Origin of the sequence: Psychrobacter urativorans (assembly GCF_001298525.1) — a bacterium.
Lineage (GTDB): Bacteria > Pseudomonadota > Gammaproteobacteria > Pseudomonadales > Moraxellaceae > Psychrobacter > Psychrobacter urativorans_A.
Genome location: NZ_CP012678.1, coordinates 1,909,104 through 1,925,973 on the forward strand (window position 1 = coordinate 1,909,104; position 16,870 = coordinate 1,925,973).

Genomic DNA, 16,870 nt, shown 5'->3' on the forward strand with positions numbered 1-16,870 from the left:
AAAACTCCTCAAATTTTCAGGTAAAATAGCCGCTCATTTTTTGTCCATTTGCTGACTGTTCATGCGCTTAAAATCTCTAAAATTAGCGGGCTTTAAGTCCTTTGCTAACTCAACCACCTTTACTTTTCCTCGTGGCATTACTGCTATTGTTGGTCCTAACGGTTGTGGCAAATCTAACGTGATTGATGCCATTCGTTGGGTACTCGGCGAAAGCTCGGCAAAGCAGTTGCGCGGCGGGGCGATGAGCGATGTCATCTTTGCCGGTACGCAAGATAAAGCCGCCAAAAGTGTTGCCAGTGTTGAGCTGACCTTTGAACATACTCAAGATGAGCAAACCGGCATTCGCCATGAATTTAATTTATATCAAGAGCTGTCTGTCCGTCGGCAAGTCAATTTAGAGGGGCGCTCTGATTATTTTATTAATGGCACGCGCTGCCGTCGTCGTGATGTCATTGATGTATTTTTGGGCACAGGGCTTGGCGCGCGCAGTTATGCGGTGATTGAGCAGGGCATGATAGGGCGTATTGTTGATTCTAATCCGTTGCAGTTACGTGAATTTATCGAAGAGGCGGCAGGCGTATCACGCTATCAAGCGCGGCGTGAGGAAACCCAAAAGAAATTAGAGAAAACCAAAGATAATCTTGCACGTCTGTATGATATGCAAAGCGAGATGGAACGTCAGCAAAAGACGCTGTCTAAGCAAGCCGCCAGTGCCCAACGCTATAATGAGCTGAACGCCACGCTTGCTGATATCAAGCAACAACTGGCTATTCAGCAGCTATATCAAGCCAAACACACCCAGCAGCAGCATAAAGTCGAGCATGAACGCAGCGTGATGACAGTAGCGGCGCTGCAAACAAATTATGAGCAGCTCAAAGCCAAGCAAGACAAGCTCACGACGCAGATTAACCAAGAGCAGTGGCTCAAAGACGACGCCCAAAGCGCGCATTATCAACAGCAGCTAAGCTATCAACAAGCAGAACATCAATTAAACGATAATCAAGCTCAAATAACTCAAATTGAGCAGCAGCTTGCTAGTCTACTACAGCAGCAAGCGCAAGCAGCGGCTGAGATTGATACGTTAAAAGTGCAAGCAGTCGAGCAGCAGCGTGAATTGACCTTATTGCGTCCTCAGCTTACCGATATCAATGCCAAGCGCGACGCTTATAAACGTGATGAGCAGCCTTTGCAAAAGGCATGGTATGACGCGCAAAATCAACTGACACGCCTGCAAGAAAAATCCCTAACCCTTGAACAACAGCAAGCACTCAATGCCCAATCACAAAATCGTTTGAAACTTAGCCAAGATAAATGGGCGCGTCGGCAGCAAAGTTGGCAGACATTATGGGCGCAGCTGCAACCGTCGTTGCCCAGTTCTAATGTGAATGACGCCTACACATTAGATAAGTCATCAAGCACTCAAATTACGGCTTTAAATAATCAACTACAGCAAATCATGCGCCAACAAGACAGTGTTGCCGAGCGCTTAGAGGAACTGCAACCACAAGCCTTAATCCTGCAACAAAATCTATCAAATCAGCAGCGTGAATTGGCTGACAATGAAAAGCGCCACGCGCAGTTAGCAGGCGAATACGATACCTTGCATCAAATATTGCATCCTAAACCGAGTAAAAGTGCAGACCATACCGCGATAACTCATAGTGATAAAAGTACAGCCACCAGCGACCATCAACCGCTGCCTATTACCACTTTACGCGAACAGATTGAGCTAAGTGCTCAAGGTCAACAGTACGCTCAGTTATTAGATAGCTTATTGGCATTATGGTTGGACAGTCATGTGTTGCTAGAAGAGAATAATGCTACAAACTCTAGCTCGGAATTTGTATACAGTACAGGGCTGCTGCTTGACAAGTATTTACCGGAGTTACTCACTTATCAGCAGCAAGCAAATGCTACAAAAAACGAGATAAGCCACAGTTTATGGTTGCCAACATCACAAAGTTCAGGTGAGAAAACCCCATTTATTATTAACTTACCAAAAGAATTTGCCAATAAAGTGTTGCCGTTAGCGACACTGATTGCCAAGCCTAAATTAGCGTTATGGCAGCAGTGCTATTTATATATCGGCGAAAGCAATAATAGCGTTGCAAAAGTTAGCCAAGAGCTGAGCGATATTATAAAAATATTACCGCCATCAGCGTTACTATTGACTGCCGAGGGTTGGTTGATTAATAGTAATGGTACGATAAACTTAAGTAAACTTGCGGGTGCAAAAGATAATCAGGAAAATAGTCAATTTTTAACCCAACGTCTGACTCAGCGTGCCCGCTTGCAAGTATTAGAAGATGTACTTGAAGCACTCGAAATTCAAAACCAAGTGCAGCAGCAGAATCTTAAGAAAAATCAACGTGATTATGATTCACTGAGAATTAGCCTTGAGGAAACGCGCGCCCAAGCTGAGCAATTGACCCATGATAAATATCGTTATCAGCAGCAATTAAGCACTCAGCAAGCTGCGTATGAACGTCTGCAAGCGGATGAGCAACGTTTGAATGCCGAAAAAGTGCTGCTTGAGCAAGAGCAGCAGGAATTAGCCCAAGAGCAACAGTTATTAGACAATGAAAATCAGCAAATTCAAGCAGATAAGGACGCGCTGACACCTCAATTAACGGCAGCACAGAATCAGTGTCAGCAACTACAACTGGCACGTAATGAGCGCAGTCGTGCGCGGCAAGCAGATGATGAAGCTTGGCAAACATTGCAGCTGACTGTTCAGCAAAGTGACATGCGTGTAGAACATAATACGAGTAGCCTTGCGCGCGCCACTGAGCAGTATAATAAATCAGTGCAAAGCGAACAGGCGCTACGAATAAGCCTTGAGCGTTATCAACAACAATTGCCTGATTTACAATTGGCATTGCAACAGGCTCAAGCCGCCCGCGATGAACAGCAACGGTCGTTAACTGAACGTGAGACTGCCTTAACCACGCTTAAACAAAAAAATAGCCAACAGCAAATAGAATTGGATACCTTACAAACGGCACTACAAGCCGAGCAAAGTAAATTGGCAAGCTATGCGACTGACCTTGCACTTAGCGAACAGAAATTACAGGATGCGAGCGACCATACGCACAATGCTTTAGCCGATTACTATAAAGTGAGTAATGAGCATAAAGTAAGCGGACAGTTATCACAGCAACCGATTAGTGTCTCAAGTGTATTAACCGACTTTATTACCCATGAGCGCCGCGTGTGTCCGGATAAAATCGCTGAGCTAAAAACGGAACAGACCAAGCTTGAGCAGCAGTTGGGAAAAATAGGTGCGGTTAATTTAGCTGCCGTTGCTGAGTTGGAGGAGGTGAATACACGCTTAGCGCCACTAGCTCAGCAAACCGAAGATATTGCTGCCAGTATGGCAACCTTAAAAGCCGCGATTGCTTCTATTGATGAGACCACCAAGACGCTATTTATGCAGACGTTAGAGGCGGTTAATATCGAAATGGCACATTTATTTGCCAAAGTTTTTGGCGGTGGTCATGCTAGCTTAACTTTAAATGTAGATGATATGCCAAGCCATACGCCAAAGTCAGAACAGTGGCGCGCAGGACTTACCTTAATGGCGCAGCCCAAAGGCAAGCGTAATAGTCGTCTTGCTGTACTTTCCGGTGGCGAGAAAACCTTAACCGCACTCAGCTTAATTTTTGCTATTTTTAAACAGCATCCTGCGCCGTTCTGTGTACTTGATGAAGTGGATGCGCCGCTTGATGATGCCAATGTGGCGCGCTTTACCAGTCTCATTCATGAGTTAGCAAATGACTTACAATTTATCTTTATCAGTCATAATAAGTTGGCGATGCAGATTGCTGATGAGCTCAAAGGTATCACCATGCCAAGTGCGGGTATTTCAGCGTTGGTAAGTGTTTCTTTAGAGGAAGCGGTGCAGTATATTGAGCGTTAGTAGAGACGACTATTAATCGCGTTTTACATGAACCATTATATGCAATGAGGAAAGCGACACAATGTGATGACGATATGGGTCAGCCATGCTAGACTATTGCCAATTATTCACCCTTTTATTTCCCCTTTTGTCATATATTAGGATATCTCTCTTATGACCGCTATTCAGTTTATATTGATTATTATTGCTGCATTTATACTGTTTGCAGGGCTGTTTATGGTCATCCGTAGCGTGAGCCGTCGCCAAAATGCAGATGCCGTCGCGATTAATTATGATAAGAATGGTATTCCAATTATCCCTCGTCATGAGCGTAATATCGTTGATCAGCCTGACTTCGATGATACCGTCTCGGGCGAAACCACCATTGGACCGAATCGTGATTACTTGAATGCGGTGATTGAAGATGTGCCTGCGCAAGGTCATGCGATTACCGATCACGATTATAATGAAAAAAGCAGTGCCGACTTTGCGCGTTGGCAGGCGGAGCAACAGCACGATAATACTGGATTTGGCTACTTAACCAAAGAGCAGGGCGCTGATGGTCAGCAGCACTCTGGTCAAATGCATGACAACCAAGAAGCCGATGCTTTTTCTAGTTTAATGTCTGCCACCGACCATTTAATGCCAGTTATTGATACGGTAGAAGAGCCTATCTTTACGGATAACAGCCCGATACTTGACCATCATCTGCTAGAGCCAGTGGACGAAGCGCAAAATGGTCCACTAATTCATGCGCAAGACAATATCAATATCACTATTTTGCCGCATCAATATCGTGACCGTCCGCCTGTTGTCATTCGTGGGCAGGATTTATTGGGTTTGATTGATAAATACGGTCTGCGTTTTGGCGCGATGAATATGTTCCACCGTTATGAGCAAAAAGACGGTACGGGCATCTTGTGGTTCAGCATGATGGGCATTACAGAAAATGGTATTGCGCCCTTTGACCCGCATAGTGTAGCGACCAATGTTTATAGTGGTTTGGTGTTGTTTTTATCGCTGCCACATCCGCGCGCGCTTGTCAGCTTTGATAGCATGATGAGTATCGCGTATATGATGGCGAACGATTTAAACGCCATGATGCTTGATGAAAATAATGAACCAATTACCCCTGAATATAAGCAACAGCTGCGTAATGAAGTTCGTGATTATCAAGGCTAATTCATTTAAAAATCACTATAAAAATCATCTCTGAGTTATTAAATAAAAAGTCTAAAAGCTGTAAATAACGTCGCCAGTGTTCGATTTACTATGACGTTATTTGTGCCAGCTCTTGCTCTAGCGGTGCACTATATCCTATAAACTTGTTATCATATCGGCATCTTGAATCGCACAGACGCCGACTATGACTAACCCTATTTTACCAACTGATTTTCAGCCAACCCCTTCTTCTGAGCCAACTACTGACAAATCAACCAATGTATCAAACCCTCCTTCTATCGCTACTGACGCGACATCTAACGCTGCCATTATCGCGCAGATGCGCACGCTCATTGATGCCCTTAAGACTCATAATAACGCCTATTACGTCCTCGACAATCCTATTCTAGAAGACAGTGAATACGACCAATTGCGTCTGTCTTTAATTGAGCTCGAAGAAGAATATCCAGATTTAGTGCAGTCTGACAGCCCGATTAATCAAGTCGGCGATATGCCATTATCTGCGTTTACCCAAGTTACTCATGACACGCCTATGCTATCGCTGGGCAATGTGTTTGAATACGATGATTTGCGTGACTTTATGCGCCGTGTCAATGATCGCTTAAGTGTTGCTCAGCAAAGCCCAGAGTATGAGATGGAGCTTAAGCTCGATGGCTTGGCGGTGTCGCTCAAATATGAGTACGGAAAATTTGTCCAAGCAGTGACGCGCGGTGATGGGCAAACGGGCGAGGACATTACTCAAAATGCCAAAACCATTCGCAATTTACCTTTGTGGCTTGCAGACGCAGCTGATATTGCGCTATTAGAAGTACGCGGTGAAGTGGTCATGCCTAAGGCAGGCTTTGAGCGTCTTAATCGCCTTGCGCTAGAGAACGACGATAAAGTTTTTGCCAATCCGCGCAATGCTGCTGCGGGTAGTTTGCGCCAACTTGACCCTAGCATTGCCGCCAGTCGACCGCTCGCTTTTTATGCCTATTCCGTCAATCAAGGACTACCCGAAACCATTGAAACACAGTCAGCAGCGTTAGCTTGGCTTGGTGACATTGGTTTTAGCGTCAGTGCCGTCAGAGTGATACAAAATCCACGTGAAGCGCAAGAGTACTATGAGTCGGTCATTGATAAGCGTGCACAATTGCCATTTGAGATTGATGGGACGGTTATCAAGGTAAATAGTTTGGCACTTCAGCAACAGCTTAGCTTTTTATCGCGTGAACCACGTTGGGCAACCGCGTATAAATTTCCTGCCGAAACCGTCATGACTCGTCTACAAGCCATTGATTGGCAAGTTGGGCGCACTGGACAAATTACTCCGGTTGGCAAATTAGAACCCGTCAAAGTTGGCGGTGTCACTGTCAGTAATGTCACGCTCCATAACTTTGGTGAGATTCAACGTCTCGATGTACGCGCAGGCGATATGGTTAGCGTGCATCGCGCAGGTGACGTCATTCCCAAAGTCACACGCGTTTGGCATGGGCAGCGCCCAGCCGATTCTGTGCCAGTGATGCTGCCGTCCACCTGTCCGGTGTGCGACTCGCCTGTGGTGCTGCCTGACGATGAAGCCTTAGCACGCTGTACGGGCGGCTTATTTTGCCCCGCGCAGCAGCAAGAAGCGTTGATTCACTTTGTCTCGCGTCGGGCAATGGATATCGACGGGCTGGGCGAGCGTTGGCTCATTGGCTTTTTTAATCATGGCTTGGTTAAAACGGTTGCTGATATTTATCAATTGCACAATCATCAAGAAGAACTGATTACGCTAGAAAAATTGGGTGAAAAATCCGTTCAAAATATCATCAGCGCCATTGAAGCCAGTAAACAGACCACCCTTGCGCGCTTTATCTATGCGCTTGGTATTCGCGGCGTTGGCGAAACCACCGCGCAAAACCTCGCACAGCAATTTGGCGACCTTGATACCTTAATGTCTGCCAGTATTGAAAAGCTGCTCCTCACGCCTGATGTGGGCGCTATCACTGCTGAGCTTGTTTATAAATTCTTCCGCGCACCGCACAATATCGAAGTCATCACCGCGCTAAGAGAAGCAGGCGTCCATTGGGATAAAGTCGAGCAAAAAGTATCTACTGGGCAACCGCTCGATGGGCAAACGTGGGTCATAACTGGTGCACTGCACAGCATGGCACGTGATGAAGCCAAAGCCAAACTACAAGCATTGGGCGCAAAAGTATCGGGTAGTATTTCTGCAAAAACTACTGCTTTGCTAGCAGGTGAAAAAGCTGGCTCAAAAATGGCGAAGGCGGAAAAATTGGGCGTAAAAGTGGTGGGTGAGGAAGAGTTTTTGGCGTTGGTTGGGGAGGAGTGATGATGGATATTGATGACTTGAAAGATTTGGATAAAGAGATTCGGAAAGAGATTGAAGGTTTGCAGAGGGTTACGCGTGAACAATATGGCGGAAAAAAATTTGCGCAAACTCAATATATTATAGGTAAAACTCTACTTCTGAATGGAGAGATTGGGGAAGCCATTAATACGTTGGAAAATATACAAAGATTAGATGATTCAGTATGTTACGTATTAGCTCAAATGCATATTGGTGAAATTCTATATAATAAAAATGACTTTGATGGGGCACAACAATCTTGGTCGAAAATTCAAAAAGAGGATAGTCTGAAACTTTATGGAATTTTTCAAACAAAGATCAGTGATATTCTAGTCAGGAAAAATAAAACTAATGATGCACTATTAGTTTTAAAAAATATTTTAGAACTAGATGACATAGAAAACTGTTCGAGAGCGCAACTAAAGATTGGTTATATCTTAAAAGATACAGGAAATTATGAAGAAGCAGTATCATATTGGTCAAAAATTAAAAAAAAGGACAATGCTATATACTATGTGCTATCTCAGTTAGAGATAGGAGAAATTTTAAGAGTTGAAGGTGAGCTAGATAAAGCGTTAAATATCTTTCGAGAAATTTATAAAAGTTCATCTGAAAATCTTGAAAGTTTAGTTAGGTTTAGAATTGGTCAGGTGTATATAGAAAAAGGAGACACTAGGGAGGCTTCAAAATTTTTGGAAGATATTGAACGGTCGCAAGACTTATATGTTTACGCAATGGCTAAGATTGAAATTGGAAAAATTCTAAAAGAAAGCGGTAATATTGATGGAGCTTTAGACGCTTGGTATGATTTCAAAAAGGAAGATAACAATAAAGCTTATTCAGTAGCTAGATTACTAATTGGTGATGCACTTGTTGAAAAAAATTCTATAGACGAAGCTTTAGAAGCTTGGCGTAGTATAGATCAAGTAGATAGTTTAGCTGAATATATGAAGTGCCAAATGAAAATTGGCACAACTCTCATAGACAATGAAGAAAAAAATGAAATCATGAAGGCTAAAAGTGCTTTTGAAGTAGCAAGTGAGTATTATCCTTATGAATCCTCTCGTTATATCAAAATTTGCAATTTACTTGTAAATGATAAAGAGGGTGTTGGACGTTTTTTGCTAAAACTACTAAGACAGACAATAGAAACTATTGATTTACTCACACTAGATTTTAATAACAGCATGAATGTTTCAAAATATCCTGAACGTAAACTTGCCCATTATACGAGTACGTTTACAATGGATAAGTTACTAAACATTGAAAACGAAAAGGGAAAAGCTAGTTCTTTTCGTCTCAATACAGTAAGTAATTTTAATGATCCTAGTGAAGGGCATTTACTGAATAGCTATTTGAATGATATCAAAGAAGGTAAGTTTTATGCACCAGATTTCGACAAAAAATTTCATGCGTTCGTCAGCTGCTTTACCTTCAATCATGATAGCCTCAATCAATTTAGGTTGTACGGCAAGGAAAACAATAAAGAAGCCTCCGGTGTTAGCTTTGTCTTTAAAAAAGAATTTTTTCAATCGAAAAGCTTATTAGGGGGGATATCCTTGTTATCTCCTACTACTAATATTCAAACACCGAATGGTGGTTTTGAAATTATTGAAGATAATCAGAGTCATATTGATTTTAAAAACATGCATGTTGATAGGTATCCAGTAATACGATGTATATACATTGAGCCTGTATCAGAGTACGTACAATTAGCCCAACGCAACCAACTAACTTTCTATCGAGAGTTTGAAGCTGAAGAAAATCCTGAAGAGAAATGGAAGATATATGAAAAGATGATTGATGATAAAACTAAAAAAGTTGTCGAATCTTTAAAGACACTACGGACTACTTATAGAACAATAAAAGACAAATATTCTGGTAGTTTCGAAACAAACTCGATTTTAATTGATGAGATTCTTTTACCATTAAAATATCTTATAAAGCACTCTGCTTTTCAAGAAGAGCAAGAATGTCGTATGATTCATATTACTTCTCTTAAAGACCCTAAAGTAAAAATGGATTTTGGTAAGTTTTTATATGTTGAATATGAAGCCAACGTCAAAGCTCATCTTGATAAAATATACATTGCACCAGCTGCTACTCAGTATCAACCTTATTTAGCTAAACTGCTTTGCAATACTGACGTAAAAATCGAGCTTTCAAACAATCCTTATCGCCAAACTTAATATTCTTTAATAGCGTGTGTAATATGAGCAAAAACATACGCTACCAGTTGTTACTCCTGCACCTCTCCATGCCCCTCAACATCACTTTTCTTACCATTAGGCTGAATCACGATAGGTAACACCAATCCTTTAGCGAAGTCCTCAGCAAACACGTAATCATAGCGACTGGCAGCGATATCAGGCAGCGTATGAATAATCAGGGTCATGTTGTCATCATCGGTCAGCTCATGCGAGGTATAGCTCGTGCCCAGTTGGTCGAGCACTTTTGACAGCGCTTCATTACTTGCCATACTCAAGGTCAAATTGTGCTGGGCGGTAGCGTTATCGACTTTGAAGTAGTCGGCATAGTCGCGTACATTTTGGCTATCGAGCGCAAACGGATACTGATAATCAGCACGGGTGGCGGCTTTTTCGTTGGTAGCAACTTTTGTCCAATCTATCGCTGTAGTCGACTCTTTAGATACTATCGATGATGCAGTGTTGGTTTTTTCGGCTTCGACCGCAGCCTTATCGGCGCTGTTATCACAGCCAGTGAGTATCCATAAGCTTGCCGCGCTCATGATTAGCATACTGATTAGGCGCTTTGCCATCGATCTCTCTCCTTCATTGATACACTTATGGACTATTAAAGCCTGCATTAAAACGGCTAAAACATACTTAACTATCTTAACCATGTTCTGCGATATTTTGACAGTTTTTGCCTCACTTCACCATCTAAACTGTCACTTCTAAGTTTTAACCTTCAAAATCTTAACCTTAAAAATTAAAGACGCCCTTTTATAAAGACAGTTTTTTATAATAAGTATCCTTATAAAATAAGCAGACATAAAAAAACAGCCACCGTTTGATGACTGTTTCTATGATTGTTTTTTATAAATAGTCGCTATCGTTACTATTGCTATACTTACTATTATAGTCGGCTTATTGTTCTAATTATTATAGTTTTAATGAGCCTTGCTATGTCAGTAATTGGTGATAGTCAGTTACTAACTAACTAAAACCAGTGACAGATTAGCGTTTTTCACAGTTCACTTGATAGGCAGTACCGTCTTTCCATTTCATGGCAAGGATACCTTTATCGCCCTTCATGTGCCACGCATAGGCCACTTCTGGATTAGCATCATTGATATAGCTTGAGGTGTCACCTTCTACACCGCCATTTAATAGGATAGGCTGTTGTGACCATTTAATTTTAGGCACAGTGGCATTAACCATCACTTGTTGCTTATTGATAGACTGTTTTGCCGTTAATTGAGCACCGTCAGTACAAGTATAAGGCTGTGGCATCATACGGTCGTATGCCATATCGGTCACGCTTTCTGAAGCATCAGTGGTCGGTACAGTAGGGGCAGTGGTCGCACAAGCGCTAAGTAAAGCAAGCGTTGGTAAGGCAATCGCAAATTTTAACATTGTTTTCATGATTTTCTCCAAAGGTAAGGCTTGTCTATCGTTTATTTAATGCGTCTAGCGCATGACGTTCATAGTAGCGAAAACCGAACTTCGATAATGTTAGAAATTGTTCCTTAGCTGTACTTTAACTGTCCGTCTCGTTACTTAATGAATGACTAATGTAATTGTTTATTATCGCTAATAAGTGGGTAATAAAAAGCGCACATTAGCTTAATGGCTGATGTGCGCTCTTATTATAAGGGACTCTATTTTAGCGTATTGATGCTAATAGGTAGAGGTTAGGCTATAAGTAATATTTACTTGGTTTTACGTGGTGGCAGTCCCGTATGCTGAGTTTGGAAATTGCCTTTGCTTACTTTTTTAGCATTTCTACCCGCAGTATTTTTTGGCGCAGTTGCGCTGTTATTGTTACGTTTTACTGAATCATTACCAAGACGGCTGTTCTTTTTACGCGCTGATTGATAACTGTCTTGAGCACCATCACGTCCTTCTAAACTGGCATTGAATGGTGGTATCAGGCAACCGCGATTTTTGCCAATAAGGTCACTGCGCCCCATGGCTTTTAACGCCTCACGCAGTAGCGCCCAGTTCTTTGGATCGTGATAGCGTAAGAATGCTTTGTGCAATTTGCGCTGTTTGCCCGACTTGACGATATCCATGTCGCCGCCTTCACGGCTGACTTTATGCAGCGGGTCTTTATGGGTGTGATACATGGTGGTCGCGGTCGCCATCGGGCTTGGGTAAAACGCCTGTACTTGGTCAGCGCGATAGCCATAGCTTTTGAGCCATAGCGCCAGATTCATCATGTCTTCATCTTTGGTGCCCGGATGCGCAGCGATAAAGTAGGGGATTAAATATTGTTCTTTCCCTGCTTCTTGGCTGAACTGCTCAAACATGGCTTTAAATTTATCGTAACTGCCCATGCCCGGTTTCATCATTTTTGATAGAACGGCTTCTTCTGAATGCTCAGGGGCAATTTTCAGATAGCCACCAACGTGATGGGTGACCAACTCTTTAACATATTCAGGATCTTTTACGGCTAAGTCATAACGCAGACCAGAGGCGATAAGGATTTTTTTCACGCCTTTGATATCACGTGCTTTACGATATAGCTTGGTTAAATTGCTATGGTCGGTAATGAGATTTTCGCAAACATCAGGATAGACACAAGAGGGCTTCCGGCAGTTCTTTTCAATAGTTTCATCTTTACAGCTGAGACGATACATATTGGCAGTTGGACCACCAAGGTCAGATATCACGCCAGTAAAGCTAGGCGCAGTATCACGAATGGCTTCCACTTCACGCAGGATAGATTCTTCCGAGCGGTTTTGAATAATGCGCCCTTCGTGCTCAGTAATCGAGCAAAAAGTACAGCCACCAAAGCAGCCGCGCATGATATTGACGGAGAATTTAATCATGTCATATGCAGGAATACGTGCATCACCATAACTTGGATGCGGTAGACGCGCATATGGCAAGTCAAACACATAATCCATCTCTTCCGTCGATAGTGGAATCGGTGGCGGATTGAGCCACACATCAATTGAAGTGAATGAGTTACCCGCACCGCTGCTATGACGCTGTACTAAGGCGCGCGCGTTACCGGGATTGGTTTCCAGATGTAAAATACGGTTGGCATGCGCGTACAGCACGGGGTCAGATTTGACGTGTTCGTAATCGGGTAAGCGAATGACCGTCTTTTCGCGTGGCGGCAATTTTAGCTTATGTTTAAGGGCGGTTTTAGGCTTATCGTTTTCAGTTCTATCAAAGCCGCGCATCTGCACCACTTGCGTATCTTCATCTACTTGATCAGCATTAATAACTTTATTCGTTACCGGTTCAGATACGAAGCCAGGATACTGAGAAGACATAGAGTTTTGTAACGGTGATATTGTGGTTTTATCTTGCTCGATTGAGCAAGAATCAACGTCTTCCGTCATCACATACGGATTGATAATCGGGTCAACACGACCCACGGTATCAACGTCATTACTGACAACCTCGACCATGCCCGCTTGCCAATGGCGACGCGACGGGGTCAATAAATAACACGTACCGCGCAGGCTACTCATTTGCTCAAGGGTATAGCCTTTTGATAAGCCATGCACCACATCAACGATAGCGCGTTCGGCATTACCATATAATAAAACATCCGCACGGGCATCAAGTAAAATACTGCGGCGTACTTTATCTGACCAGTAGTCATAATGAGCGATACGGCGTAAGCTGCCTTCAATCCCGCCTAAGATAATCGGCACATCCGGATAGGCTTCACGGCAGCGCTGACTATAAACGATAGCCGCGCGGTCAGGGCGTTTGTCCGCGACATTTCCCGGTGAGTACGCATCATCACTACGGATTTTGCGGTCAGCGGTGTAACGGTTAATCATGCTGTCCATATTGCCTGCGGTTACGCCATAGGCATAAACAGGTTTACCAAGCTCCATAAAGGCATCTTTACTCTTCCAATCTGGTTGGGCAATGATACCGACACGGAAGCCTTGTGCCTCTAATAAGCGCCCAATAATTGCCATGCCAAAGCTTGGATGATCGACATAAGCGTCGCCTGAGATGATAATCACATCACAGGCATCCCAGCCCAAATCGTCCATTTCCTTGCGGCTCATCGGTAAATAAGGCGCAGGCTCATAGCAGCTCGCCCAATGTTTATCATAATCGTAAAGGGGCGTAGTGCCCTGTTTAAAAGCGGTGCGGGCGATGGTATCGGCAGACATGGGACAACCTTTGGCTAAAAATGCAGCTATATAATGATAGGGTTCTTAAAGGTCAGGACAGTAAATTATCCATCACTTTAAAAGGCGCTCATCTTAACATGAATAACCCTCACTATGCGATAAACGATTCGTGATAAGTGTTTGATAGTGTGAGGTAAACTGCTGTTATATTATAATAGTGCTTATCTACTGAGTATGGGTTTGTTTAAAATTATAATTATCAAACTAAATTGATATTCTTCTGGAATAAATAACATGCTTGCGATGCTGATTTTAGGATTCTTTATGCCGGTAGTGTCACTCATTCATTTGATAGCGACGGTCTATTTTTATAAAAAGGGCTACTATCGTAGTCAATCTTTTACTATCAAGCATCTGGTAGTGGCGCTTTTCTTTCCGATAGCAGGTATGGCGTTAATCACTTTTGAATATGTGATGAACTTGAGTAAAGGCGGTATTGATGTCGCCTCATTTTTACTTATTTTATCGCTTTATGGATTATTGGTTGTCATCTTTGCTATTCCTTATCTACTTCATTTAAGGGCTGCCAAAAAATAGTAATGTTATGCTTTTTCCGGTAGCTGTCAGCAGTAATTAACGGTCGCTATCAATCCAAAAAAATCTTCGTGCCGCTCTTGGTGAAATTCATCACAAACTGACTTTTAAAGTTACGCACATTATTCTCATAGGTCAGCAGATGGCGGGTAAATTGGTGATAATCGCCCATATTTTTGGCATTAATCATTAACATAAAATCCGCATCACCCGACACTTCATAGCAGCTCATCACTTGCGGCTGGGCATTCATCAGGCGCTCAAAGCGATGCTGCATCGAGGTATTAGAGCGCGCCATCTCTATCATCACCACCGCTGTTAGCCCGTAGCCAACCTTATTGGGATTCACGATAGCGACTTGTTTAGTAATAACGCCATTGTCTATCAACGCTTGGATACGGCGCTGTGCCGTGGCAATCGACACATGCACATATTCTGCGACAGTTTTTAACGGCAACGTGGCATCGTCTTGCAGTAAATTTAAAATGGCTTTGTCGGTATCATCTAGATGTTGGGTCATGGGCTTCAGCTCTCTTTGAAGTTTTTTTGATAGTCTCTTGGATTAATGCTTTATCGAACACAGGTGTTAGGATAAAAAAATGGTGAATGATAATGTAGGTTCGTAATTATTACCGTTATAAAGCAAATATCAATAAAAAAACTGTTTTTAAAGTTAAAAATAGATAAATAAAATCAATATTAGATAAATATAGAGAATTTTTATTAACACTATTCTATAAACTATCAGTTATCAGCAAACCTTAATCAGTAAAATTCTAATAATGATATTCATAACTTTACTGATAACTTGAATCGTCCAATTGGCAGATTTACTCACATTTACCCTCAACTTATGGTGCTTAGCATGTTGACTACTTCCTCTAATACGCTTGCGTCCACCTTGTCACGGCGACTCTTACCTGCCATTTGGACAACTGGCAGCGTACAACAACGCACCCTAATGTTGGGGGTAGCTTACGCGGTTTTATCGAATGTGCTGTTTGGCATTCTATATGCCTATAGTAGCTTTCTTGCGCCATTATCTGGTACGCAAGTGTTTATCTGGCGCATGATTGCCATGTGGGTATCGCTAGTCGGTTATTTGTTATTAAGTGGTCGGTTAAATGTGTATCTTGATAAGTTACGCGCACTGAATACAGTAAAGCAGTGGGCATTGTTATTGCTGCCAACGCCGATATTTTTAAGTCAGTTGTGGCTATTTATGTGGGCGCCAGTCAATAATCAAGGCGTACAAACCGCGATGGGTTATTTCCTATTTCCGCTGATGATGGTGGTGTTTGGCTGCGTTTTATTTGGCGAAAAATTAAGCCGTTTGCAGTGGTTAGCGGTGGGATTTGCTGCACTAGGTGTGGGTAGTGAGATTTTCCGGACGCAAAGTGTGTCGTGGGCGACGTTGTGGGTGTGTGGTACGTATCCGTTGTATTATATTATACGTAGGTTACAGGGCATTGATTCGATAACGGGTATGTTAGTTGATTTGACCTTATTTATACCGTTTGCGCTCGCCTATTTATTTTTTATTGCACCCAGTAGTTTGGTACTGGTCGCAGGTTCTGGCTTTTTTATTATCATGCTGGCAGGTTTGGGTATTCTGAGTGTACTGGCGATGAAAACCAATATTGATGCCAGTCAAATGCTACCGGTCAATGTATACGGGATGTTGAGTTATTTAGAACCAGCGTTGTTATTTATATTAGCGGTGACGTTATTGGGTAATCCGTTTGAGTCAGCGATGATCTATAGCTATGGCTTGATTTGGTTAGGCATTGCGTTCTTAATTGCGCATGGTGTGAAGCAATTGCGTCTGAATCGCAAAGCTCAAATTGTTACTATAGATAAAGCTGTATAATTAGATTAGTAATTGTAAAGGTAATAAAAAAGCCATAAAAAAGGACGATTCAGCCAAAATAGCTAAATCGTCCTTTTTATTATGCTAAAAATAATTAATTTAAGACAGTAGCATTAAACCAATAAATTTAGTCTGCATTTTTAAAGCCGCGTTGTTTGTCACGTTCCCAATCACGGTCTTTTAAGGTTTTGCGTTTGTCGTGCTGCTTTTTACCGAGTGCTAAGCCAATTTGGCATTTCACCAGCGAATTTTTCCAGTAACAAGATAGCGGTACGCAGGAATAACCCTTTTGATTCACCGCACCAAATAATTTTTCAATCTCGCGGCGATTAAGCAATAGCTTGCGAGTACGAATACTATCAGGGTCGACGTGGGTTGAGCTACTGAGCAGCGGTTGAATATGCGATCCAAAAAGAAAAGCTTCATTATTACGGAAGATGACATAGGCTTCCGTAATGGTCATTTTACCAGAACGAATGGCTTTGACTTCCCAACCTTGTAATACCACTCCTGCCTCAAAGGTTTCTTCAATAAAGTACTCATGGCGCGCCTTTTTATTGGCGCAGATTTGATTGTCTGGCTTTTTTGATTTTTTTGACATGGTTTCCTCGTAAGGACTTCTGAGGACAACTACCAATATTATCAGCGTGTCCTTGTCTATAATTCCTCATCCTAACTGTCTAGATTTTATAGCGCTAG

At 42.5% G+C, this 16,870-nt stretch carries 11 protein-coding genes; 6 read left to right on the forward strand and 5 right to left on the reverse strand.

All coding sequences use genetic code 11. The features are described from left to right. Window positions 1-61 precede the first annotated feature (61 nt). From AOC03_RS08205 to AOC03_RS08220, 4 genes are all read left to right on the forward strand, one after another. Window positions 62-3,919, forward strand: a complete 3,858-nt coding sequence (locus AOC03_RS08205) for an AAA family ATPase (protein WP_062534975.1) — start codon at window positions 62-64, stop codon at window positions 3,917-3,919. Window positions 3,920-4,072: 153 nt separating this feature from the next. Next, the gene (locus AOC03_RS08210) at window positions 4,073-5,080 is read left to right on the forward strand and encodes a cell division protein ZipA C-terminal FtsZ-binding domain-containing protein (RefSeq protein WP_062534977.1); all 1,008 of its coding nucleotides are present in this window, start codon (window positions 4,073-4,075) and stop codon (window positions 5,078-5,080) included. Window positions 5,081-5,264: 184 nt separating this feature from the next. Next, window positions 5,265-7,394 (forward strand): NAD-dependent DNA ligase LigA, encoded by a 2,130-nt coding sequence (ligA, locus tag AOC03_RS08215; RefSeq protein ID WP_420480438.1) that lies wholly within the window; start codon window positions 5,265-5,267, stop codon window positions 7,392-7,394. Continuing rightward, window positions 7,394-9,601 carry a tetratricopeptide repeat protein gene (locus AOC03_RS08220; RefSeq protein WP_157049297.1) on the forward strand — a complete coding sequence of 736 codons (2,208 nt, stop codon included), beginning with the start codon at window positions 7,394-7,396 and terminating at the stop codon, window positions 9,599-9,601. The genes ligA and AOC03_RS08220 overlap by 1 nt, the downstream gene beginning before the upstream one ends. Window positions 9,602-9,651: 50 nt before the next feature. Here the strand turns inward: AOC03_RS08220 and AOC03_RS08225 are convergent, their stop codons facing one another. The 3 genes from AOC03_RS08225 to AOC03_RS08235 all read right to left on the reverse strand — a co-directional run bounded on the left by AOC03_RS08225 (window position 9,652) and on the right by AOC03_RS08235 (window position 13,746). Further along, the gene (locus AOC03_RS08225) at window positions 9,652-10,191 is read right to left on the reverse strand and encodes a hypothetical protein (RefSeq protein ID WP_062534981.1); all 540 of its coding nucleotides are present in this window, start codon (window positions 10,189-10,191) and stop codon (window positions 9,652-9,654) included. Window positions 10,192-10,612: 421 nt separating this feature from the next. Further along, window positions 10,613-11,020 (reverse strand): hypothetical protein, encoded by a 408-nt coding sequence (locus tag AOC03_RS08230; RefSeq protein WP_062534983.1) that lies wholly within the window; start codon window positions 11,018-11,020, stop codon window positions 10,613-10,615. 287 nt (window positions 11,021-11,307) lie between these two features. Beyond that, entirely contained in the window at window positions 11,308-13,746 is a 2,439-nt protein-coding gene (locus tag AOC03_RS08235) for a YgiQ family radical SAM protein (RefSeq protein ID WP_062534985.1), read from the reverse strand. 255 nt (window positions 13,747-14,001) lie between these two features. Between AOC03_RS08235 and AOC03_RS08240 the strand changes: the two genes are divergently transcribed. Then, window positions 14,002-14,304: a hypothetical protein gene (locus AOC03_RS08240; RefSeq protein ID WP_157049298.1), complete on the forward strand. Its 303-nt coding sequence runs from the start codon at window positions 14,002-14,004 to the stop codon at window positions 14,302-14,304. 49 nt (window positions 14,305-14,353) lie between these two features. Here the strand turns inward: AOC03_RS08240 and AOC03_RS08245 are convergent, their stop codons facing one another. Then, window positions 14,354-14,821 (reverse strand): Lrp/AsnC family transcriptional regulator, encoded by a 468-nt coding sequence (locus tag AOC03_RS08245; RefSeq protein ID WP_062534989.1) that lies wholly within the window; start codon window positions 14,819-14,821, stop codon window positions 14,354-14,356. A 345-nt stretch (window positions 14,822-15,166) separates the two neighbouring features. Between AOC03_RS08245 and rarD the strand changes: the two genes are divergently transcribed. Then, entirely contained in the window at window positions 15,167-16,171 is a 1,005-nt protein-coding gene (rarD, locus tag AOC03_RS08250) for an EamA family transporter RarD (RefSeq protein ID WP_227514216.1), read from the forward strand. A 127-nt stretch (window positions 16,172-16,298) separates the two neighbouring features. Here the strand turns inward: rarD and smpB are convergent, their stop codons facing one another. Then, window positions 16,299-16,772 carry an SsrA-binding protein SmpB gene (smpB, locus tag AOC03_RS08255; protein WP_062534993.1) on the reverse strand — a complete coding sequence of 158 codons (474 nt, stop codon included), beginning with the start codon at window positions 16,770-16,772 and terminating at the stop codon, window positions 16,299-16,301. Window positions 16,773-16,870: the final 98 nt, after the last annotated feature.

Excerpts from the sequence above, each read along its gene's own strand:
- AOC03_RS08205 (WP_062534975.1), top strand. The coding sequence starts at position 62 with ATGCGCTTAAAATCTCTAAAATTAGCGGGCTTTAAGTCCTTTGCTAAC.
- AOC03_RS08210 (WP_062534977.1), top strand. The coding sequence starts at position 4,073 with ATGACCGCTATTCAGTTTATATTGATTATTATTGCTGCATTTATACTG.
- ligA (WP_420480438.1), top strand. The coding sequence starts at position 5,265 with ATGACTAACCCTATTTTACCAACTGATTTTCAGCCAACCCCTTCTTCT.
- AOC03_RS08220 (WP_157049297.1), top strand. The coding sequence starts at position 7,394 with ATGATGGATATTGATGACTTGAAAGATTTGGATAAAGAGATTCGGAAA.
- AOC03_RS08225 (WP_062534981.1), bottom strand. The coding sequence starts at position 10,191 with ATGGCAAAGCGCCTAATCAGTATGCTAATCATGAGCGCGGCAAGCTTA.
- AOC03_RS08230 (WP_062534983.1), bottom strand. The coding sequence starts at position 11,020 with ATGAAAACAATGTTAAAATTTGCGATTGCCTTACCAACGCTTGCTTTA.
- AOC03_RS08235 (WP_062534985.1), bottom strand. The coding sequence starts at position 13,746 with ATGTCTGCCGATACCATCGCCCGCACCGCTTTTAAACAGGGCACTACG.
- AOC03_RS08240 (WP_157049298.1), top strand. The coding sequence starts at position 14,002 with ATGCTTGCGATGCTGATTTTAGGATTCTTTATGCCGGTAGTGTCACTC.
- AOC03_RS08245 (WP_062534989.1), bottom strand. The coding sequence starts at position 14,821 with ATGACCCAACATCTAGATGATACCGACAAAGCCATTTTAAATTTACTG.
- rarD (WP_227514216.1), top strand. The coding sequence starts at position 15,167 with ATGTTGACTACTTCCTCTAATACGCTTGCGTCCACCTTGTCACGGCGA.
- smpB (WP_062534993.1), bottom strand. The coding sequence starts at position 16,772 with ATGTCAAAAAAATCAAAAAAGCCAGACAATCAAATCTGCGCCAATAAA.